This window comes from Gordonia shandongensis DSM 45094, assembly GCF_000423025.1.
Taxonomy (GTDB): Bacteria; Actinomycetota; Actinomycetes; order Mycobacteriales; family Mycobacteriaceae; genus Gordonia; species Gordonia shandongensis.
In genome coordinates this window covers 46,977-67,641 of record NZ_AUHE01000017.1, presented here as the reverse complement: position 1 = coordinate 67,641, position 20,665 = coordinate 46,977, and the positions used below count along the sequence as shown (strand labels likewise).

At 69.8% G+C, this 20,665-nt stretch carries 19 protein-coding genes; 10 read left to right on the top strand and 9 right to left on the bottom strand.

What is annotated here, in order from left to right; all coding sequences use genetic code 11:
• Window positions 1-14: 14 nt before the first annotated feature.
• Both G528_RS0113125 and G528_RS0113120 read right to left on the bottom strand, forming a co-directional pair.
• The gene (locus G528_RS0113125; RefSeq protein ID WP_026919374.1) at window positions 15-887 is read right to left on the bottom strand and encodes a patatin-like phospholipase family protein; all 873 of its coding nucleotides are present in this window, start codon (window positions 885-887) and stop codon (window positions 15-17) included.
• Window positions 888-927: 40 nt separating this feature from the next.
• Window positions 928-1,458: a DinB family protein gene (locus G528_RS0113120; protein WP_026919373.1), complete on the bottom strand. Its 531-nt coding sequence runs from the start codon at window positions 1,456-1,458 to the stop codon at window positions 928-930.
• A gap of 69 nt (window positions 1,459-1,527) precedes the next feature.
• Between G528_RS0113120 and G528_RS0113115 the strand changes: the two genes are divergently transcribed.
• Window positions 1,528-3,228: a fumarate hydratase gene (locus G528_RS0113115; RefSeq protein WP_026919372.1), complete on the top strand. Its 1,701-nt coding sequence runs from the start codon at window positions 1,528-1,530 to the stop codon at window positions 3,226-3,228.
• Between the two features lie 53 nt (window positions 3,229-3,281).
• Here G528_RS0113115 and G528_RS0113110 read toward each other — a convergent pair whose 3' ends face one another.
• The 7 genes from G528_RS0113110 to G528_RS0113080 all read right to left on the bottom strand — a co-directional run bounded on the left by G528_RS0113110 (window position 3,282) and on the right by G528_RS0113080 (window position 10,381).
• On the bottom strand, window positions 3,282-4,688 hold the full coding sequence (locus G528_RS0113110) for a class II fumarate hydratase (RefSeq protein ID WP_026919371.1): 1,407 nt from the start codon (window positions 4,686-4,688) through the stop codon (window positions 3,282-3,284).
• Between the two features lie 48 nt (window positions 4,689-4,736).
• The gene (locus G528_RS0113105; protein WP_035720030.1) at window positions 4,737-5,771 is read right to left on the bottom strand and encodes a siderophore-interacting protein; all 1,035 of its coding nucleotides are present in this window, start codon (window positions 5,769-5,771) and stop codon (window positions 4,737-4,739) included.
• Window positions 5,761-6,585, bottom strand: coding sequence for an ABC transporter ATP-binding protein (locus tag G528_RS17520; RefSeq protein ID WP_051198821.1), 825 nt, complete (start codon window positions 6,583-6,585; stop codon window positions 5,761-5,763). Before G528_RS17520 ends, G528_RS0113105 begins: the two co-directional genes overlap by 11 nt.
• Window positions 6,582-7,634: a FecCD family ABC transporter permease gene (locus G528_RS0113095; RefSeq protein WP_026919369.1), complete on the bottom strand. Its 1,053-nt coding sequence runs from the start codon at window positions 7,632-7,634 to the stop codon at window positions 6,582-6,584. The genes G528_RS17520 and G528_RS0113095 overlap by 4 nt, the downstream gene beginning before the upstream one ends.
• Entirely contained in the window at window positions 7,631-8,635 is a 1,005-nt protein-coding gene (locus G528_RS0113090; protein ID WP_051198819.1) for a FecCD family ABC transporter permease, read from the bottom strand. Before G528_RS0113090 ends, G528_RS0113095 begins: the two co-directional genes overlap by 4 nt.
• Window positions 8,632-9,648 (bottom strand): iron-siderophore ABC transporter substrate-binding protein, encoded by a 1,017-nt coding sequence (locus G528_RS0113085; RefSeq protein WP_026919367.1) that lies wholly within the window; start codon window positions 9,646-9,648, stop codon window positions 8,632-8,634. The genes G528_RS0113090 and G528_RS0113085 overlap by 4 nt, the downstream gene beginning before the upstream one ends.
• A 97-nt stretch (window positions 9,649-9,745) precedes the next feature.
• Complete coding sequence (locus G528_RS0113080) at window positions 9,746-10,381, bottom strand: phosphoribosylanthranilate isomerase (RefSeq protein WP_342663121.1); 636 nt, start codon at window positions 10,379-10,381, stop codon at window positions 9,746-9,748.
• Between the two features lie 106 nt (window positions 10,382-10,487).
• On the opposite strand from G528_RS0113080, the gene G528_RS17515 reads away from it, so the two are divergent.
• The 9 genes from G528_RS17515 (at window position 10,488) to G528_RS0113035 (ending at window position 20,663) form a co-directional block, all read left to right on the top strand.
• Window positions 10,488-11,138 carry a TetR/AcrR family transcriptional regulator gene (locus tag G528_RS17515; RefSeq protein WP_245569772.1) on the top strand — a complete coding sequence of 217 codons (651 nt, stop codon included), beginning with the start codon at window positions 10,488-10,490 and terminating at the stop codon, window positions 11,136-11,138.
• A gap of 79 nt (window positions 11,139-11,217) precedes the next feature.
• The gene (locus G528_RS0113070) at window positions 11,218-12,375 is read left to right on the top strand and encodes an acyl-CoA dehydrogenase family protein (protein WP_026919365.1); all 1,158 of its coding nucleotides are present in this window, start codon (window positions 11,218-11,220) and stop codon (window positions 12,373-12,375) included.
• 115 nt (window positions 12,376-12,490) lie between these two features.
• The gene (locus tag G528_RS0113065) at window positions 12,491-14,722 is read left to right on the top strand and encodes an MMPL family transporter (RefSeq protein WP_026919364.1); all 2,232 of its coding nucleotides are present in this window, start codon (window positions 12,491-12,493) and stop codon (window positions 14,720-14,722) included.
• 10 nt (window positions 14,723-14,732) lie between these two features.
• Window positions 14,733-15,371 carry a TetR/AcrR family transcriptional regulator gene (locus tag G528_RS0113060; RefSeq protein ID WP_035720027.1) on the top strand — a complete coding sequence of 213 codons (639 nt, stop codon included), beginning with the start codon at window positions 14,733-14,735 and terminating at the stop codon, window positions 15,369-15,371.
• A 119-nt stretch (window positions 15,372-15,490) separates the two neighbouring features.
• Window positions 15,491-16,234, top strand: a complete 744-nt coding sequence (locus G528_RS0113055) for a hypothetical protein (RefSeq protein WP_035720024.1) — start codon at window positions 15,491-15,493, stop codon at window positions 16,232-16,234.
• Window positions 16,235-16,306: 72 nt separating this feature from the next.
• The gene (locus G528_RS0113050) at window positions 16,307-17,746 is read left to right on the top strand and encodes an endoglycoceramidase I (RefSeq protein WP_051198817.1); all 1,440 of its coding nucleotides are present in this window, start codon (window positions 16,307-16,309) and stop codon (window positions 17,744-17,746) included.
• Between the two features lie 98 nt (window positions 17,747-17,844).
• The gene (locus tag G528_RS18660; protein ID WP_169515276.1) at window positions 17,845-18,006 is read left to right on the top strand and encodes a hypothetical protein; all 162 of its coding nucleotides are present in this window, start codon (window positions 17,845-17,847) and stop codon (window positions 18,004-18,006) included.
• Between the two features lie 8 nt (window positions 18,007-18,014).
• On the top strand, window positions 18,015-18,860 hold the full coding sequence (locus tag G528_RS0113040; RefSeq protein WP_035720054.1) for an SDR family NAD(P)-dependent oxidoreductase: 846 nt from the start codon (window positions 18,015-18,017) through the stop codon (window positions 18,858-18,860).
• Window positions 18,861-18,884: 24 nt separating this feature from the next.
• The gene (locus G528_RS0113035; RefSeq protein WP_026919359.1) at window positions 18,885-20,663 is read left to right on the top strand and encodes an acyl-CoA dehydrogenase; all 1,779 of its coding nucleotides are present in this window, start codon (window positions 18,885-18,887) and stop codon (window positions 20,661-20,663) included.
• Window positions 20,664-20,665: the final 2 nt, after the last annotated feature.

Below are 20,665 nucleotides of genomic sequence, written 5' to 3'. Positions count from 1 at the left end.
TCAAGAGACGCAGGTCATTCCGTCCGGCAGTCCGCCCCGTGGGGGTGGACGTCGACGGTGTCGGCCGGTGAGGCCCGGCGGCCGCCGTCGACGCTGAGGAACGCGCGAGCCGACTCGTAGCCGCGCACGATCAGCTCGTCGGCGCGGGAGAAATCCAATGCCCCCACCGTCAGCGGACACGGCGGCGGCACCACGATGAGCTCGGCGTCGTCGGAGTACTCGCGGATGTCGCGCACCAGGCGTTTGTGAATGAGCAGGGTCATCGTGTGCAGCAGCGTGCTCGCCACCCCCGCGGGCGGTTCGGCGAGCGCGCACGGGTAACCGCAGGGCAGAACGTAGATGGTGTCCACGCCCCGCGACACGGGACGGGAGATCGCGGTGTTGTCGGCGATTCCACCGTCCACCAGCAGCCGTCCGGCCCGCTCGACGGGCGGCAGGAGCCCCGGTATGGCGCTGCTGGCGAGGATCGCCTCGAGCGCGGGGCCGGCGTCGATGTCGACCTCGTCGCCGCTGAGCAGGTCCGTCGCGACCACCGTGAGCGGGATCGGCGAGTCCTCGATGCACTCGAATGCGAGGTGGTCCTCGATGAGCGACCGCAGTCCGTGATCGCCGAACAGTGCGGTGCGCCGACCGAACAGTGCGCCGACGATCCGCCGCGGGCTCGGCGGGAACAGGCTCCAGGTCGACAGTCCGCGCCAGATCTCGCCCAGTTCGTCGGCGACGTCGACCGTGAGACCGCGACCGGCGACGAACGATGCGTTGAGCGCGCCCGCCGAGGTGCCGACGAGCACGTCGGGGGTCACGCCCTCCTCGGCGAGCGCCCGCAGCATCCCCACCTGCATCGCCCCCAGGTTGGCCCCGCCGGAGAGCACGAACGCCGTGGTCATCGCAGGACCCCGAAACACCGGGAATCGAAACGCATGTCCCTCACCTCCGTGCCGGCAGCCCGACGTCGACGCGGTGGTGCTCGACGTCGTGGATCGCATAGCGGGCGAGGGTCTCGACGGTGAACGGTCGCCCGTCGCCGCGCTCGCCGCGCCGTGTCCAGTCCCGCTCCGGCACCGCGCGGTAGGCGTCGGCGAACTCTCGGGCATTGGCGGCCAACGCCGCTCCGACCGCCACCGGGTCCTGACCGCGATAGTCGCCCGCGACGGCCACCGCGTCCTGGTCCCAGTCGGCGAACCGTGCGGGCTGCCGCTCGCGCATCAGCTCGAGTCGCTGCCGCATGACGGTGTACAGATCGCGGACGTGACAGGCGTACTCCAGCGGCGACCACGTCTGTGGATCGGGACGCTCGGCGACTCCGGGGCGGGACAGGACCGTCTCCCAGCCCGCCGCCGACGCCGCGATCCGGTCCGCGACTCCGGCGCGCGTGAGCGTCCCCGGATCGAATCCGCAGTCGACGCAGGGGGTGTCGATCACCCAGGTCCAGTCCTTGCTCTCCGGTTCGATCGTCATGACCCAACGGTAGTGCTCCCGGGACCCCGCCGTCATCGGCCTCGCATACCCGCGGGATACGATCGACGGGTGAGTGAATCAGCTTCAGCCCCCGAATTCCTCTACTCCGACCTCCTGCCGGCGCCCCACGACGACACCCCGTATCGACTGGTGACCACGGACGGCGTCTCGACTGTGGAGGTCGACGGTCGCACCTTCCTCAAGGTGGATCCCGAGGCCATCTCGCGTCTCACCACCGAGGCGATGCACGACATCAGCCACTATCTGCGGCCCGCGCATCTGGCCCAGTTGCGGAAGATCATCGACGACCCGGAGGCGTCGGGCAACGACCGCTTCGTCGCCCTCGATCTGCTGAAGAACGTCAACATCTCGGCCGGCGGTGTCCTGCCGATGTGCCAGGACACCGGCACCGCGATCGTGATGGGCAAGAAGAGCGAAGGCGTCCTCACCGGCGTCGACGATGCCGAATACATCAGCCGCGGCGTCTTCGACGCCTACACGAAGCTGAACCTGCGCTACTCCCAGCTCGCCCCGCTGACCACGTACGAGGAGCGCAACACCGGCACCAATCTGCCGGCGCAGGTCGAGATCTACGCGACCGAGGAGGGCCCGAAGGGCCCCGAGTACCACTTCCTGTTCATGGCCAAGGGCGGCGGCAGCGCCAACAAGTCGTTCCTGTTCCAGGAGACGAAGGCCATCCTGAATCCCAAGCGGATGCTGAGCTTCCTCGACGAGAAGATCCGTTCGCTCGGGACGGCGGCGTGCCCGCCCTACCATCTCGCCGTCGTCATCGGCGGCACGTCGGCGGAGTTCGCGTTGAAGACCGCGAAGTACGCGTCGGCCCACTACCTCGACGACCTGCCGACCTCCGGGTCGATGTCGGCGCACGGTTTCCGCGACACCGAGTTGGAGGAGGAGGTCTTCAAGCTCACGCAGTCGTTCGGCATCGGCGCGCAGTTCGGCGGGAAGTACTTCTGCCACGACGTGCGGGTGGTGCGGCTGCCCCGCCACGGCGCCTCGTGCCCCGTCGCGATCGCCGTCTCCTGTTCCGCCGACCGCCAGGCGCTCGGAAAGATCACCGCCGACGGCGTGTTCCTCGAGCAGTTGGAGACCGACCCCGCCCAGTACATGCCGGACGCCGGGGTCGCCGAGGACATCTCCGGCGGTGAGGTCGTCCAGATCGATCTCACCGCGCCGATGGACGAGATCCGTGCCGAACTCGCCAAGCATCCGGTCAAGACCCGGCTGTCGCTGACCGGTCCCCTCGTCGTGGCGCGCGACATCGCTCACGCGAAGATCGCCGAGCGCCTCGACGCCGGCGAGGAGATGCCGTCGTATCTGAAGGACCATCCCGTCTACTACGCCGGTCCGGCGAAGACGCCCGAGGGGATGGCGTCGGGATCGTTCGGGCCCACCACCGCGGGCCGGATGGACGGCTACGTGGAGCGTTTCCAGGCGGCCGGCGGGTCGATGGTGATGCTGGCCAAGGGGAACCGGTCCAAGCAGGTCACCGAGGCGTGCCACGCCCACGGCGGCTTCTACCTGGGGTCCATCGGCGGGCCGGCGGCCCGGCTGGCGCTCGACTGCATCAAGAGCCAGGAGGTCCTCGAATACCCCGAGCTTGGGATGGAGGCCATCTGGAAGATCGAGGTCGAGAACTTCCCGGCGTTCATCGTCGTCGACGACAAGGGCAACGACTTCTTCACCGACCCGTCGGGAACCGTCAGCGTCCCGATCAGCGGCATCCGCATCCGCTCCCGCGAACGCTGACTCCCCCTGAACGTCGGGACGCTCCGGGGGGCAGCGCTCGCGGTCGAGGTTCGTCAGCGTTCGCGGTCGAGGTTCGTCATTGCGAGCACGTCGAGTCGGCGGTCGAGTTCCTTCTCCGGCAGCGCGTCCCCGACCAGGCCGCGGTCGATCACGGCCTGGCGGATCGTCTTGCCGTCGCGGAGGGCCTCCTTGGCGACGGCCGCGGCCTCCTCGTAGCCGATGGCGCTGTTCAGCGGCGTCACGATCGACGGCGACGAGGAGGCCTGGGTGCGCAGATGCTCCTCGTGAGCCTCGAGTCCCGCGATGCAGCGGTCGGCGAACAGCCGTGACACGTTGGCCAGCAGATGGATCGATTCGAGGACGTTGCGCGCCATCATCGGGATGTAGACGTTGAGTTCGAAGGCACCGTTCCCGCCTCCCCACGTGACCGCGGCATCGTTGCCGATCACCTGGGCGGCGACCTGGGTGACGGCTTCGGGCAGCACCGGGTTGACCTTGCCGGGCATGATCGAGCTGCCCGGCTGCAGATCGGGCAGGGCGATCTCGGCGAGACCGGTCAGGGGCCCCGATCCCATCCACCGCACGTCGTTGGCGATCTTGGTCAGCGACACGGCGACCGTCTTCAACTGGCCCGACAGTTCCACCAGCCCGTCGCGTGCGGCCTGCGCCTCGAAGTTGTCCTTCGCGAGTCGCAGATCGTCGACGCCGGTGAGGGCGATGAGCTCGCCGACGACCCGGGAACCGAAACCGGCGGGGGCGTTGAGTCCGGTGCCGACCGCCGTTCCTCCGATGGGGAGTTCGCCGACCCGCGGCAGCGTCGCGCGGACGCGCTCGGATCCGGCCTCCACCTGACGGGCGTACCCGCCGAACTCCTGGCCGAGCGTCACCGGGACGGCGTCCATGAGGTGCGTGCGTCCCGACTTCACGACGGTCCGCCACTGGCGGGCCTTGTCGGACAGGACGTCCCGGAGGTGGTCGAGTGCGGGAATCAGCTCGGTGACCACGGCCTGCGTCGCGGCGACGTGCGTCGCGGTCGGAAAGGTGTCGTTGGAGCTCTGCGACATGTTGACGTCGTCGTTGGGGTGGACGTCGACGCCTGCCGCCGCGGCGATCGAGGCGATCACCTCGTTGGTGTTCATGTTCGACGAGGTCCCCGACCCGGTCTGGAAGACGTCGATCGGGAACTGGTCGTCGTGGCGGCCGTCGGCGATCTCGCGGGCGGCGGCCACGATCGCGCGGGCCTTGTCGTCGGGGAGCAGCCCGAGGTCGTTGTTGACGGTCGCCGCGGCGGCCTTCAACAAGCCGAGCGCGCGGATCTGGGAGCGTTCGAGCGGCCGGAAGCTGATCGGGAAGTTCTCGACCGCCCGCTGTGTCTGGGCGCGCCACAGCGCGTGCGCCGGAACGCGGACCTCACCCATCGTGTCGTGTTCGATTCGGTAGTCACCAGTGTCTTCAGCCATACCCGATTCAACCGTTTCCGAGGTCGTTCTGTTCCGCATCCGGTCCGGTCAGCCCTTCATCGCGACGCCCTCGCGCCAGTACCCCATGAATGCGACCTGTTCGCGCGGGACGCCCAGTTCCTTGACCAGATGGCGGCGCAGGCCGGTGACCACGGTGCTCTCCCCCGCGATCCAGTAGTAGCGATGGTCCGCCGACGCCGCGGTCGCCGGTTCGATCCGCTCCCCGGTCTGCGAGTAGGTCGGCGTCTCCCACACCAGATCGGCTGTCTCGTCCGCGTCGGGTGCGGCGTCGGCCTCCGCGTCGGGTGCGGTGTCGAGGTCGGGGGCTGCGTCGAGGTCGGGGGCTGCGTCGAAGTCGGGGGCTGCGTCGAGATGCTCGCGAACCGCCGCACGCAGGCGCACACCGTGCGGCGAACCGTCGCGCGGGAGCCAGTGCACGGCGACCCCGTCGGGCGCGGCGATCGGCTGCGGGTCCCGCGCCGAGGGCACCTCGATGAACGCGACACCACGCAGGTGCGCCGGCGCGTCCTCCAGGATTCGGGAGATCGCCGGGGCGGCCGTCTCATCGCCCGCGAGAAGCACGGCCGCCGACGGTTCCGGCAGATACTCGATGCCGCCGCCGTCGAACCGTCCGCGCCGCGGCCCGACGACGAGCAGTTCGTCGCCGACGGTCGCCGACGCCGCCCACGACGACGCCGGGCCGGTGTTCCCGGGCACGAGGTGCAGGACGAAGTCGACGTCGATCTCGGTGGCGCCGTCGTCGGCGACGCGCAGGTCGCGGATGGAGTAGGTGCGCATCGAACCGCGTTCGTCGGCGGGCAGTGCCCGCCACGCGGCGTACCAGTCGTCGCCCGCCGCCGGTTCGGGCAGGACGCCCGCGGCGGTCGGGAAGATGAGTTTGATCCGCTGATCGAACGTTGCGCCGGGATTGCCGACGTCGGTCAGTTCCGCTCCGACGAGGGTGACGCGCACGAAGCTCGGCGACAGGCGGTGGACGTCGCCGACACGGGCGCGGACCAGCCCGTAGGCACCGGCGCCGTCCTGCGGGTCGGATTCGGCGGCGGGCGTGGAGTCAGCGGACATGGTGCCTCCCTCGCGGCATGACGGCGGGCTTGCCGGAGACCGGATCGCTCATGACCACGCTGTCGAGGCCGAAGACGTCGGCGACGAGGCCTTCGGTGACGACGTCGTCCGGAGCGCCCTGCGCGTGCACCCGCCCGCCCCGCATCGCGATCAGCCGGTCCGAGTAGCGGGCCGCCAGGTTGAGATCGTGCAGGACCAGCACGATCGTGGTTCCGTGCTCGTCGCGCAGGTCGGTCAGCAGATCGAGCACCTCCACCTGGTGGGCGACGTCGAGGAAGGTGGTCGGCTCGTCGAGCAGGAGGATGTCGGTCTCCTGCGCGAGGGCCATCGCGATCCACACGCGTTGCCGCTGACCGCCGGAGAGTTCGTCGACCGGCCGGTCGATGAGATCGGCCGTGCCCGTCGCGTCGAGGGCGTGGGCGACGGCCGCGTAATCGTCGGCGGTCCAGCGGGCGAAGGCCCGCTGGTGCGGGTGCCTGCCGCGGCCGACGAGATCGCCGACCGTGATCCCTTCGGGCGCGATCGGACTCTGCGGGAGCAGCCCGAGGACGCGGGCGACGTCGCGCGAACGCCGCGCGGCGATGTCCGCGCCGTCGAGCAGGACGATGCCGGAATCCGGTGCGAGCAGCCGCGACAGCGCCCGCAGCAGGGTCGACTTCCCGCAGCCGTTGGCGCCCACGACGGACGTGATGAGGCCCGGATGCACCGCGACGTCGAGGTCGTCGACGACCACGCGGTCGCCGTACGACAGTCGGAGGGATCGGGCCGCGAGTGTGTGGACCGGCGGCGCGGTCGCGGAATCATGAGCGGTCACAGTGTTCCTCCCGAGCGGTTGACGCGGATGAGCAGATAGAGCAGGAACGGGGCGCCGAGGACGCCGGTCACCACACCGACCGGGTAGCGGTGCGGCAGGGCGAACTGTCCGACGAGATCGGCGGCCAGGACGAGGACGGCGCCGACGAGGCCGGCGGGGACCACGAGGGAACCACCGGCCCGGGTGAGCAGCCGTGCGGCGATCGGACCGGACATGAAGGCCACGAAGGCGATCGGGCCGGTGCCTGCGATCGCGAAGGCCAGCAGCAAGACGGCGCCGAGGATCGCGAGGACGCGAACGCTCTCGACGCGGACGCCCAGCCCGGCGGCGGTGTCGTCGCCCAGGCCGAGCGCGGCCACCTCGCGCGCCGACCACAGCATCACCGGGACGACGACGGCGGTGACGATCGCCAACGGCCCCACGGGATCCCAGGAGGGTTCGCCGAGGCTGCCGGTGATCCAGCGGAGTGCGGCGGCGATGTCCCACTCGGAGGCGCGTGCCAGGGTGTACGAGATGACGCTGGTCAGCATGGCGGCCACGCCGATGCCGACGAGGATGAGTCGGGTCGCGGAGAAGCCCTCGGAGGTGGACAGCGCGTAGACCGCGGCGGCCGCCAGGAGCGCGCCGACGACCGCGGCCAGTGCCACCTGCGAGCCGGACAGCCCCAGGACGACGATCCCCACGACGGCGGCCGCGGACGCGCCGCTGGACACCCCGATGATGTCGGGTGAGGCGAGCGGATTGCGCAGCAGCGACTGGAAGGTGACGCCGGCGACGCCGAAGGCGAAGCCGGACAGCACCGCCAGGCAGGCGCGCGGCAGCCGCAGTTCCCCCACGGTGAACGACGCCCCCGGGACGCGGCGGCCGACGACCACATCCCACACGGCGCCGAGCGGGTAGAAGGTCTGGCCGACCATCAGCGCGGTGGCGAACAGACCCAGCAGGACGGTGGCCAGTGCGGCGAGGACGAGTACCCGTCGCCGGGTGCGGGCGGTGCGGCTCGCGCGCACCGCGTCGATGGTCGTCATGGTTCGCGGACCCGTCGTCATAGTTCGCGGACCTTCTGCCGGCGCACGATCCAGATGAAGAACGGCGCGCCGAGGACGGCGGTGATGACGCCGACGTCGACCTCCTCGGGGCGGGCGATCACGCGGCCGAGCACATCGCTCAGCACCAGCAGTCCGGCACCGGCGAGGGCGACGAACGGCAGCAGCCAGCGGTGGTCGACCCCGATGAGGGCGCGGCAGGCGTGCGGGACGAGCAGTCCGACGAAACCGATCGGACCGGCGATCGCGGTGGCGGCTCCGGCGAGCGCGACGGCGGCGAGACCGGTCAACAGCCGAGTGCGTCGGACGTTCTCACCGAGCCCGGCGGCGACGTCGTCCCCCAGCGCCAACGAGTTCATGCCGCGTGCGCAGGCGACGGTGAGGATCGCTCCGGCACCCAGGACCGGCGCCAGGACGACGATCCGGTCCCAGTCGGCGCCGCCGACGCCGCCGACCTGCCAGTGCTGGAACCGCGACATCACGTCCACCCGGGGCAGGAGCACCGCACTGGTCAGACAGGTGAGGGCGGCGGCCGTCGCCGCGCCCGACAGGGCCAGTTTCAGCGGGGTGGCACCGCCTCGGCCCAGCGAACCGACGGCGTAGACGGCCACCGCGGTCACACCGGCGCCGGTGATCGCGACCGCGATGAACGAGGACGGGTCGGTCAGACCGCCGAAGACCAGCCCGATGACGACGGCGAGCGATGCGCCCCCGGAGATGCCGAGGATCGCCGGGTCGGCCACCGGATTCCGGGTCACCGCCTGCATCCCCGCGCCGGAGAGGGCCAGGGCCGCACCGACGAGGATCGCCAGCACGGTCCGCGGGATGCGTTTGGCGATCGCGGCCTCACCGAAGGTGTCGGCGTGCCCCAGGAGCGCGCCGGTGATCTCGTCGAGCGCGACTCCGCGGCTGCCGAAGGCGATGGAGACGCCGAACAGGACCGCCAGCAGCACCGTGCCCACGGTCAGGCAGATCACCGCCCTCGCCGTCTGCGCGCGGGTCACGACGTCGTGAGCGCCGCGGCCAGCCGACCGAAGTATTCGTCGACGTGGGCGGGGATCGAGAGTGCGGTGGGGTTGGACGCCGATGCGAGCGGAGTCGAGTCGGGCAGGACCGCGACGTGACCGGCCTTGACGGCCGGGATCTTGCCGAGCAGCGGATCGGCCTGCAGCCGGGCGAGCGTCTTCTCGTCGCCGTAGGTGACGATCAGGTCGACGTCGTCGAAGCGATCGGCCTGTTCGGCGCTGACCTCGCGGTAGAACTCGTCGGAGCCGCGGCCGGCCGCGGTGACGGCGGCCGGCACCGGGAGTCCGGCGTCCCGGAGGAACTCGGCACGCGGGTCGTTGAGCGTGTAGAAGCCGATCTTGCTCATGTCGGTGGGATCGAGGTACGCGAACATCGTGGAGGCTGCGGCGAGCTCGGGGTGTGCCCCGACGGCGGCGTCGATCCGGGCCCGCAGGTCGGCGATCAGTGCGGCGCCTTCGGCTTTGCGTCCCATCGCGGTGGCGTTCAGCTCGATGGTCTCGTCCCACGGGGTGCCCCACGGGATCTTCGGGTAGGCGATGACCGGCGCGATCTTCGTGAGCTTGGTGTACTGCTCCTCGGTGAGGCCGGAGTAGGCGGCGAGGATGAGGTCGGGGTCGGCGTCGGAGACGGCTTCGTAATCGGGGCCGTCGGTCTCGTCGTAGCGGGCCGGGGTGTCGGCGCCGAGGTCGTCGAGTCGTGCCCGCACCCACGGCAGGATGCCGTCGTCGTCATCGTCACCCCAGGTGACCGAGGCCATGCCGACGGGGACCACGCCGAGCGCGAGGGGCACTTCCTGATTGCTCCAGCCGACGGTCGCGATGCGGTCGGCGGAGTGGACGGTGGTGGATCCGAAGGCGTGCTCGACGGTGACGGGGAAACCGTCGGCGGCGTTGTTCCGGACGTCGGCGTCGGCCGCGCAGGCGGTGACGGCGACGGCGGTGAGGGCGGCGAGAGCGGAGGCGAGGGGACCGACGAGGCGGCGCGAGATCATGGGAGGGTCACTTTCCAGCGGGGAACTTCAGGCAGGGAACTTTAGGGCACCCTACCCTTAGTGAGGCTCTCCTAAAAAGTGCCTGGTCGCGCCGCCCTCAGCCGGCGGATCTCGCCGCGCGAACGAAACGCGCGACGGCCTCGAGGTCCTTGACGCCCGGCGCCGACTCCACGCCGCTGGAGACGTCGACGCCCCAGGGCTGCGCCAACGCGATCGCCTCGGCGACATTGTCGGGGTCGAGCCCGCCGGCGAGCAACCACTGTCCACCCACCTCGCGATCGGTGAGGTCGGCGAGGTCCCAGCGACGGCCCGACCCGGGCCGCGGCGCGTCGAGCAGGAGCCGCTCCTCGCCGTATGCGCCGACGTCCAGGGGCGGATCGTCGGCCAGCGACGTGGCGCGCCAGAGTCGCGGGACGATGCGTCCGGCACGCGCGAAGTCGTCGGCGCCGTAACGGCCGCCGTGCAGTTGCAGCACGGTGAAGCCGAGGCGGTGCGCCGTCCGCGCGGCCTGTTCGGCGTCCATGTCGTTGACCACCAGGACGATGTCGAGCGGGCCGTCCGCGGCGAGGTCGCGGGCGGCCGCAACGATGCCGCGAGCCGCGTCGGCCGAGAGCGCACGCGGACTGCTCCGGTTCATCACGACGCCGATCGCGTCGGCGCCGGATCGCACCGCGGCCTCGACGGCGTCCACCGACGTCAGTCCGCACACCTTGACGTACACGGCGCCCATCATGGCACAGCGTCGGCCGGCATCGGACTCCGCGGCGATGCAGATGTGTGTTACCGTTCCGAGGAAATTAAGCGATCGCTTAATTCAGGTGGGGTCGGCGGATACGGAGGTGAGCGTGCCCAGCGACCCGGACGCACGAGCAGCCAAGTCCGAGCAGACGCGCGCACGGCTGCTCGAGGGCGCGATGACGGCGTTCTCCGAGCTCGGGTTCCATGGCACCAGCACCCGTCACATCGCGACCGCCGCCGGGATGAGCCCGGCAGCGGTCTACGTCCACTACGACTCCAAAGAGGAGTTGCTGTTCCGGATCTCACTGCAGGGCCACCGGGAGATCCTGGAGATCGTCCGTGTCGCCGCGGCATCGTCGGACGACCCGGTGACGCAGTTGCACACGGTCGCCCGCGACTTCGCGATCTACCACGCCCGCCATCATGTGAGCGCTCGCGTGGTGAACTACGAACTCGCCTCGCTGAACGCCGACCACCTCGCCGAGATCGTCGCACTGCGCGCTCAGATCGACGACGTCGTCACCCGCGTGCTCGCCGACGGCATGGCGGCCGGCGTCTTCTCGACCCCGGACCCGCGGATGGCCGCCGTCGCCATGATCGGCAGCGGCATCGACGTCGCCCGCTGGTTCCGCGACGGTCGATCGTGGTCGCCGCACGATGTCGGCGCCTTCTACGGCGACGCGGCCCTCCGTCTCGTCGGCGCCACCGCGGACTCCCCCGAGACACCCGCAACCCCGTCCCCCGAACCCTGACATCCGAACCCTGACATCCGACCCCTGAAAATCAACCCCCTTGAAAACCCAACCCCCAACCCATCGAGGAGGTGGCGTCATGCGCCGCACCGTGTACACCGACGACCACGAGGCCTTCCGCTCCACCCTGCGGTCGTTCATCGAGTCCGAGGTCGTCCCCGTCTACGACCAGTGGTTCGACGACGGCATCGTGCCCAAGGACTTCTATCGTCAACTCGGCGAACTCGGCATCTTCGGCATCGAGGTGCCCGAGGAGTACGGCGGCGCCGGCATCGAGTCGTTCAAGTACGAGGCCGTCCAGATCGAGGAGATGGCCCGCGCGGGCGTCTCCTTCGGCGGATCGAGCGTCCACGTCGCCCTGTGCCTGCCGTACCTGCTGCAGTTGGCCACCGAGGAGCAGAAGCAGGCGTGGCTGCCGGGGATGGTCTCGGGCGAGACGATGTTCGCGATCGCGATGACCGAACCCGGCACCGGCTCCGACCTGGCCGGCATGAAGACCACCGCCACGCTCTCCGAGGACGGGACCCACTATCTGCTCAACGGGGCCAAGACCTTCATCACCGGCGGCGTCAACGCCGACCGCGTGATCGTCTGCGCCCGGACCGCGCGCCCGAAGGACGACGACCGCCGGTTCGGCATCAGCCTGCTGGTGGTCGACACCACGTCGGAGGGCTACGCGGTGGGCCGGAAGCTCGACAAGATCGGCCTCCGGACGTCCGACACCGCCGAGTTGTCGTTCACCGACGTGCGCGTGCCGGTCGGCGACCTGCTGGGCGAGGAGAACAAGGGCTTCTCGTACCTGGGGAACAACCTGCCCCGCGAACGCCTGTCGATCGGCTTCGGCTCGTACGCGCAGGCGGCCGCGGCCGTGCGGTTCGCCACCGAGTACACGCGCGAGCGGACGGTGTTCGGCAAACCCGTCGCGTCGTTCCAGAACACGAAGTTCGAGCTGGCAGCGTGCAAGGCCCTGGTCGACGCGATGGAGTCGATGGTCGACCGAGCCCTGGAGGCCCATGATGCGGGAGAGCTGACGGCCGCCGCCGCCGCCGCGGTGAAACTGTTCTGCACCGAGACGGCGTCGGATGTCATCGACCGCTGCCTGCAGCTGCACGGCGGGTACGGGTACATGAACGAGTACCCGATCGCCCGGCTGTACGCCGACAACCGCGTCAGCCGCATCTACGGCGGAACCAGTGAGGTCATGCGGTCGATCATCGCCAAGGACATGGGCCTGTAGGCCTTCGCGACCGTCCCCGCCGTGCCGGAGCGGCTCACACCACGTCGGCGCGGCGGGGATGGTCCTCGTCACTTCCCCTTGCCGCGAAAAGTGGGACTGACTAACAATCGTTAGCATGTCTTCCATCCTTTTCCGCCTCGGGCGGTTCTCGTTCCGCCATAAGTGGTGGGTGCTCGTCGCGTGGGTCGCGGCCGTGGCCATCGCCCTCGGCGGCGTCTGGCTGCTGAACCCGAAATTCGCACAGGACTTCGATCTGCCCGGCACCGACGGCGGCGTCGCGATGGAGCAGATCCAGGAGAACTTCCCGGCTGCCACCAAGCAGCAGGAGGAACCGTCGACCACCGTCGTGGTGCAGGCCGACGACGGGCTGGCGAAGCACGCGGCGCAGATCGACTCGCTCGTCGCGGACCTCGGGACCCTCGACGACGTCGATCGCGACGGTCTGCAGAATCCGGTGACGGTCGCCGAGAAGATGCCGCAGACGGCGTCCACGGTGCTCGGCGACGACGGCCGCATCGGCCTCATCACCGTCCACCAGTCGATGAACCTGATGGACGTCGACATGGACACCAAGCAGGCCCTGCTCGACGTGCTCGCCGAGCACCGCGGGGACGGGCTGACCGTCGAGGCGATGGGCGGGGTGATGTCGACCATGGAGCCACCCGGCAAGGCCGAGCTCGTCGGTCTCACCGTCGCCTTCGTCGTCATGATCGTCGCCTTCGGCGCGCTCATCGCCGCGTTCATCCCGCTGGTCACCGGCATCGTCGGCGTCGGTCTCACGATGCTCCTGGTGATGCTCAGCACCGAGGTGCTGTCGATCAACCAGGCCGCGACGGCCATCATCACCATGCTCGGCCTCGCGGTGAGCATCGACTACGCCCTGTTCATCGTGTCCCGGTACCGCACGGAGGTCGACCGCGGCGGCAGCCGCGACGACGCCGCCGGTCGCGCGGCCGGAACCGCCGGCTCGGCCGTGGTCTTCGCCGGACTCACGGTGATCATCGCCGTGGCCGCCCTGATGGTGATCGGCATCCCGATCATCACCCAGATGGGACTGGGCGCCGCCGTGGCGATCCTCGTCGCCGTCCTGGCCGCACTCACCTTCATCCCGGCTCTGCTCGGCGCGTTCGGCCGGTTCGCGTTCCTGCCGCGCATCCCGTGGATCAAGCACGCCGACCAGCACGCGCACGACGGCGACAGCCTCGGCGTGAAGTTCGGCCGCATCGTCGTCCGCCGCCCAGTGGCGTTCGTCGTCGCCGGCCTGGCGATCCTCATCGCCGCCGCCGTCCCGATGAAGAACATGCAGTTGGGCATGGACATGACCACCGACGATCAGGTGGCCGCCCAGAAGCTGGTGGCCACCGGTTTCGGCGAGGGCATCGGCGGCGAGCTGTTCGTCGTCATGCACACCGACTCCGGGACCATCGACGACGCCGCGAACGCCGCCGTCGAGACGATCAAGACCCTGCCCGACGTCGCGACGCCGCAGACCCTCACCTGGATGGGCAACGGCCCGTCACCCGAGGCCCCCAACCGCGACGCCGATTCGGCGCTGATCGTGGTCACCCCCACGAGTTCCCCGTCCTCGGAGGCCACCCACGACCTCGTCGAGGCCATCCGCGCCATCTCCGGCGACATCGAGAAGAAGGGGGCCGAGATCCACGTCGGCGGGCAGACCGCCATCATGTCGGATCTGTCGGCCAAACTCGACGCCGCGCTCATCCCCTACCTCGTGGTCGTCGTGGGCCTGGCGTTCCTCATCATGATCGGCGTCTTCCGCTCACTGTGGGTCCCGCTCGTCGGCACCCTCGGATTCGTGTTCTCGATGATCGCGACGTTCGGGATCACCACGGCGATCTTCACCGACGGCACCCTCGGGCTCATCGAGCACACCAAACCGATCCTGTCGTTCCTGCCGATCTTCCTGATCGGCGTGGTGTTCGGCCTGGCGATGGACTACCAGGTGTTCCTGGTGACCCGCATGCGCGAGGAATACCACCACGGGATGAACGCGCGCGACGCCATCGTCGCGGGCTACCGCCACGGCGCTCGCGTGGTCGCCTCGGCGGCCGTCATCATGATCAGCGTGTTCTCCGCGTTCATGCTCTCGAGCGACACCACCGCCAAGCTGATGGGGTTCGCACTGGCGATCGCCGTCTTCTTCGACGCGTTCATCATTCGCATGACGGTGGTCCCCGCTCTGCTGGCGCTCCTCGGCGATCGGGCCTGGCGGCTGCCGGCGTGGCTGGACAAGCTGGTGATCAACTTCGACATCGAGGGCGAGAAGGTCCGCAACCACGGGCTGCCGGTCACCGAGACGCCCGTCGACACCGACGCCGCGAGGTGAGCGTTCAGCGATGATCGCCGACGAGACGGTCCCGTCCCCGGAGCACGGCGCTCCGGGGACGCGGGCTCCCGAGACGCGGCCGGGGCTGCGCGAACGACAGAAGGCCCGCACGCGCGCGGACATCCGCGCGGCCGCGATCGACCTGTTCACCTCGCAGGGCTACGACGCGACGACGGTGGCGCAGATCGCCGACGCCGCCGACGTCTCGCACACGACCTTCTTCCGGTACTTCCAGTCGAAGGAACAGGTGATCGTCTCCGACGATCTCGACGAGAAGCGGGCCGCGGCGTTCGCGGCCATCCCCGCGGGTCTCGATCACTTCGCGCTGGTGCGGGAGATCCTCACGCGCATGTACCGGATCGAGGTGGACGACCCGTGGGCCTCCAACCTCGACCGGCTGCGCATCGTGCGCGCCGAGCCCTCCCTGCGCGCGATGTTCCAGTTGGAGTCCGACCGGGTGATCTCGGAGGTCACCGGGATGATCGCGGAGTACCTCGGCGTCGACCCCGACTCGATGCGGCTGCGGGTCTTCGTGGCCGCGGTGGCCGGCGTGATGTTCCACATGGTCGACATCAGCGAGAAGGAGCTCCCCGACCTCGAGGAGTACCTCGACGCCCTGGACTGCATGGAGCGCGGGTTCCCCCTGTAGATCGCTGTAGCCCGCTGGAGCCCCCCTGTAGATCGCTGTAGATCGCGGTAATTCTCCGGGGTGTCGAGATCCCCCGGTTTCTCCATCGGCCGCCGACGGGCCGCCACTAGTCTGAACGGGTGGACGCGCTGCTCGGTTTCATCGGTTCGTACTGGTGGCTGGTCTTCGTGTTCGGCGGCTCCATCGGGGGCGCCGTCCGCGCGGTCACCGCCTGGAACGAGCGACGGTCCGAGCGCCGGTTGGAGAAGTTCCGGCTCAAGCAGGAGGCGAGGATCGCGGCCGCCGAGGCCACCGGTCGCGGCCGGATCGACGCCGAGGCGCTGCGGCGCGACCTGGCTCGGTGCACGGCCGAGCATCGGGCCGCCGACGATCGGTGGTTCGCCTACGAGACCGATCTGGCGACGGTGATCGACTACCCGATGCTGATCGACATGCGCGAGCCCCTCACCGCGGAGTTCCATCGGGCGCGCACCCGGGCCGAACTCCTGCGGCCGACCGACGATGAGCTCTCCGCCGACGCCGCGGCCGCGGACGCCGTCGCGGCCTACCGCGATGCCGTGCACGAGTACCGCGCCGCTCTCGAGGTGGCCGAGGCGGAGGCGCGTCGCCGTCGCCGCGGCGATTTCGCCCCCGCCGAACGGGAACGGCTGGCTCGCGCTCGGCGGCTCCTCGACCTCGCGTCCGACGACGGCGCCTCTCCCGAGGAGCGGCAGGCGGCCTATGCGCGGGCGCGCCGGGAACTGGACGGTCTGATCGATCTCCCCGCGGCGGGCACCGCCGCCCTCGAGCACCGCCTGCGCTCGGCCCTGGAGGGTCCGCCGGGGAACGATTCCCCCGCGGACGATTCCCCCGGACAAATTTGAGACATCCGTCCCATATTGCGGTCGATCATTCGTACGATACGGCGAACACAACAGTCCGCCGAAGGAGAAGCCATGCCCTCATCGATCCGCCGCGCGCTGGCGTCGATAGTCGCCCTCATCGTCGCCGTGTCGGCCACCGTCGTCACCTCCGTCCCCGGACCCGCCGACGCGGCGCCGACCGGCGACCTCCTCGGCCCCCTCGGCACCCGCGGCGAGCGGATCGTCGACGAGCACGGCCGCACCGTCCTCATCCACGGCGTCAACAACGTCGACAAACAGGCCCCCTACATCCAGCCCGGCGACGGACTGACCCTCACGGCCCGCGACGCGAAGGACCTCGCGCGCCAGGGCTTCAACGCCGTGCGCCTCGGAATCTCGTTCGACGGACTGATGCCGACCCGCGGCCGCGTCGACACCGCGTACGTCGACCGCGTCGTCGACGTCGTCGACACCCTGGCCGCCGAGGGCATCCGCACACTGCTCGACAACCACCAGGACGGTCTGTCGTCGGTGTGGGGCGGCAACGGGTTCCCTTCGTGGTCGATCAAGGCACGGCCCTCGAAACTCGAACCGAACCCCGGCTTCCCGCTGTACTACATCATGCCGAGCATGAACCTCGCCTGGGACGAGGTCTGGACCAACCGATACGGCGTCCTCGACCACCTGGGCACCGCACTCGCCGCACTCACGTCCGCCCTCAAGGGTCACCGCGGCGTGATGGGCGTGGAGCTGCTCAACGAACCGTGGCCCGGCACCGCGGCGCCCACGTGCTTCCCATTCGGCTGCCCGGTCTTCGACCGCCAGTATCAGCGCGCCATGGAGAAGCTCACCCGCTACGTCCGCGGCGCCGACGCGCGCATGCCGGTGTACTGGGAACCGAACGTGACCTGGAACCAGCTGATGCCGTCGAATCTGGGACGCTCGACCATCCGCTCGTCGAACGTGGTGTTCGCACCCCACGACTACTGCATCGCCTCCCAGTTGGCGATCTACCTCGGGCTCCCCGAGGAGTTCCGAGCCCTGTGCACGCCGCAGCATGACCTCACCTGGCGCCACCTCGACGACTTCCGCGCCCGCACCGGACGCCCCGCGCTCGTCACCGAATTCGGCGACGGCGACCCGACGGTCCTCAACAGCACCCTCACCCGCGCCGACAGCCGTCGGGTCGGCTGGATGTACTGGCACTACTCGTCGCGGTACACCGGCTCGACGGTCGGATCCGACCCGCTCGCCGGCGAGGCCGGACGACTTCTGGTGCGCACCTATCCGCAGGCGACGGCGGGCCGCCCCGAATCGTTGAGCTTCGACGCGACCACCGGCGCCTTCGACTACACCTACCGACCCGACCGTTCGGTGTCGGCACCCACGGTGGTCTACGTCTCCTCGCGACACTACCCGCGCGGGTACACCGTGCGCGTCGACGGCGGAACACACCGTGTGACCAGCGACGGACGACTGCTGATCAGCGCGGACGGGACGTCGCCGGTGAGGGTTCGCGTCACCGCGAAGTGACCGCGACCGACAGCGGGGCGGGCCCCCTCGCCGCCCGCCGGCGTCCCCGCCCCGCCAACCGGTCGAAGCTGTTCACCTGAAGGCGCTACCATCCAGGCGTGCTGGAAGATCTGAACAAGAAGGCAAAGAAGGCCGGGCTCCACGTCGCGAACGCGAAGAAGGCTGACCTGTACAGCATTCGCAAGGTCAAGAACGGCAAGCTGGTCGCCAAGAACGTCGATGCAGAGGAAGCCCTGCAGGTGATCAAGAAGTACAAGTGACCCCCGCGATGAACGCCGTCGTGAACGCGCTGCTGAACCCGCCCCGGACCCTTCACGGACTTCGGCACCTCCTGGGCGGCGGAACGCGCGATCTGACCGGCGCGACGATCGTCGTCACGGGCGCCTCGTCCGGCATCGGCGAAGCCGCCGCACACCGTTTCGCGCAGCGCGGCGCGACGGTGATCGCGGTGGCCCGCCACCTCGACGCCCTGCAGTCCGTGTGCGGCTCGATCGCCGACGACGGCGGGCACGCCGTCGCAGTCACCGCAGATCTCTCCGACACCGCCGACGCCGCACGCCTCGCCGAGACGATCCTCGACCGTTTCGGACCGCCGGACGTCCTGGTCAACAACGCCGGTCGGTCGATCCGTCGACCCGTGATCGACACCGTCGACCGCTTCCACGACTACGAACGCACCATGGCGTTGAACTACTTCGGCCCCGTCCGTCTCATCCTCGGGCTGCTGCCCGCGATGATCGACGCCGGCCGCGGCCACATCGTCAACGTGGTGACCTGGGGTGTGACCGCCGGATCGATGCCGAAGTTCAGCGCCTATCACGCCTCCAAGTCGGCACTCGCCGCCTTCGGCCGGTCGCTGGACGCCGAATGCGATGGCACCGGCGTCCGCGTCACCAACGCCGGCTTCCCGCTGGTGCGGACGCCGATGATCGCGCCGACCGCCGACTACGACACCGCCCCCGCCCTCACCAGCGACCAGGCCGCAGACTGGCTGCTCGACGCCGTCGACTCCGGGGCCGCCGAAGTGTATCCGCGATACGCGGTGATCCTCCGCGGGGTGTCCGCGCTGTCACCGCGCGCCGTCGGCCGCATCATCGGCCGCGTGGGCATCTGACCGGCCCGAAGTAGCCCCGACACCATGACCGAGCATCTCTCCCGCCGCGACGTCGACTTCCTGCTCTACGAATGGTTGGGCGTCGACGATCTCACCGGCCGCGAGCGGTTCGTCGAACACTCCCGTGAGACGTTCGACGCCGTCCTCGACCTCAGCGAGGACATCGCGACCAAGAAGTTCGCACCGCACAACAAGAAGGCCGACCGGATCGAACCGCGGATCGCCGACGACGGCCGCGTCGTCCTGATCGACGAGATCGGCGAGGCCCTGGCCGCGCTGTCGGAGGCCGGGCTCATCGCGGCGACATTCGACGAGGAGATCGGCGGCATGGCGCTGCCGAACACCGTCGCCCGCGCGGCGACGACGTTCTTCCAGGCCGCGAACGCCGCGACCACGTCGTACGCCTTCCTCACGGTCGGGAACGCGAACCTGCTGGCGAAGTACGGCACACCCGAGCAGATCGACACCTGGGTGCGTCCGCAGCTGGCGGGCCGGTTCTTCGGCACGATGTGCCTCTCGGAACCGCAGGCCGGATCGTCCCTCGCGGACATCACCACCAAGGCGACGCCCGCCGACGACGGCACGTGGCGGATCAGCGGCACCAAGATGTGGATCTCGGGCGGCGATCACGAGCTCACCGAGAACATCGTCCATCTGGTGCTGGCGAAGGCACCCGGCGGCGGTCCGGGGGTCAAGGGGATCTCGCTGTTCATCGTCCCCAAGTTCCTGCCGGACGGCACCCGCAACGACGTCGCGCTGGTGGGCCTGAACCACAAGATGGGCAATCGCGGCACCACGAACACCCTGCTGAACTTCGGCGACGGCACGCACGCGCCGGCCGCCGAACCCGGCGCCGTCGGCTATCTCGTCGGCGAATCGCACCGCGGTCTCGCCTACATGTTCTCCATGATGAACGAGGCGCGGATCGGCGTCGGCTTCCTCGCGACAGCGCTCGGCCATGCGGGTTATCGGAAGTCGTTGGAGTACGCCAAGACCCGCACGCAGGGACGGCCTGTCACCGCGAAGGACCCGTCGTCGGCCCCCGTCCCGATCATCGAGCACGCCGATGTCACCCGCATGCTGCTCGCGCAGAAGTCGTACGTGGAGGGCGCCCTCGCGCTCGGGTTGTACTGCGCCCATCTGCTCGACGAGGAGCAGACCGCACCCGCCACCGCCGACCGGGAGCGCGCACACCTGCTGCTGGAGGTCCTCACGCCGATCGCCAAGAGCTGGCCGAGTCAATGGTGTCTGGAGGCCAACAGCCTCGCGATCCAGGTGCACGGCGGCTACGGCTACACCACCGAGTTCGACGTGGAGCAGTTCTATCGCGACAACAGGCTCAACCCGATCCACGAGGGCGCCCACGGGATCCACGGTCTGGATCTGCTGGGTCGAAAAGTGGTGATGGACGGCGGTCGCGGACTGGCGCTCCTGGTCGCGACGATCGGTGAGACGACCGAGCGGGGCCGCACCGCCGGCGGCGAGGCCGCCGCCATGGCCGACCGCCTGCACACCGCGACGACCCGCCTGGCGGAGGTCACGGCCGCACTCTGGGCGCCCGGCGATCCCGAGCTGGCACTGGCGAATGCCACCGTCTACCTCGAGGCCGCGGGCCACGTCGTCGTCGCGTGGCTGTGGCTCGACCAGTTCCTCGCGGCCGCCGACGAGGGTTCCTTCTACGCCGGTAAACGGGCCGCTGCCCGGTACTTCTTCGCCTACGAGCTGCCCGCGGTCGGACCGCGGTTCGAGCTGCTGGCCTCCCTGGACCGCACGACCCTCGACACCGATCCCGCCTGGCTCTGAGC

What these genes read in the sequence shown, in the direction of transcription:
- G528_RS0113105 (WP_035720030.1), bottom strand. Translation starts at nt 5,771, where the DNA reads ATGTCCGCTGACTCCACGCCCGCCGCCGAATCCGACCCGCAGGACGGC.
- G528_RS0113040 (WP_035720054.1), top strand. Translation starts at nt 18,015, where the DNA reads ATGAACGCCGTCGTGAACGCGCTGCTGAACCCGCCCCGGACCCTTCAC.
- G528_RS0113125 (WP_026919374.1), bottom strand. Translation starts at nt 887, where the DNA reads ATGACCACGGCGTTCGTGCTCTCCGGCGGGGCCAACCTGGGGGCGATG.
- G528_RS0113035 (WP_026919359.1), top strand. Translation starts at nt 18,885, where the DNA reads ATGACCGAGCATCTCTCCCGCCGCGACGTCGACTTCCTGCTCTACGAA.
- G528_RS0113050 (WP_051198817.1), top strand. Translation starts at nt 16,307, where the DNA reads ATGCCCTCATCGATCCGCCGCGCGCTGGCGTCGATAGTCGCCCTCATC.
- G528_RS0113080 (WP_342663121.1), bottom strand. Translation starts at nt 10,381, where the DNA reads ATGATGGGCGCCGTGTACGTCAAGGTGTGCGGACTGACGTCGGTGGAC.
- G528_RS0113095 (WP_026919369.1), bottom strand. Translation starts at nt 7,634, where the DNA reads ATGACGACGGGTCCGCGAACCATGACGACCATCGACGCGGTGCGCGCG.
- G528_RS0113110 (WP_026919371.1), bottom strand. Translation starts at nt 4,688, where the DNA reads ATGGCTGAAGACACTGGTGACTACCGAATCGAACACGACACGATGGGT.
- G528_RS0113060 (WP_035720027.1), top strand. Translation starts at nt 14,733, where the DNA reads ATGATCGCCGACGAGACGGTCCCGTCCCCGGAGCACGGCGCTCCGGGG.
- G528_RS0113065 (WP_026919364.1), top strand. Translation starts at nt 12,491, where the DNA reads ATGTCTTCCATCCTTTTCCGCCTCGGGCGGTTCTCGTTCCGCCATAAG.
- G528_RS0113085 (WP_026919367.1), bottom strand. Translation starts at nt 9,648, where the DNA reads ATGATCTCGCGCCGCCTCGTCGGTCCCCTCGCCTCCGCTCTCGCCGCC.
- G528_RS0113120 (WP_026919373.1), bottom strand. Translation starts at nt 1,458, where the DNA reads ATGACGATCGAACCGGAGAGCAAGGACTGGACCTGGGTGATCGACACC.
- G528_RS0113070 (WP_026919365.1), top strand. Translation starts at nt 11,218, where the DNA reads ATGCGCCGCACCGTGTACACCGACGACCACGAGGCCTTCCGCTCCACC.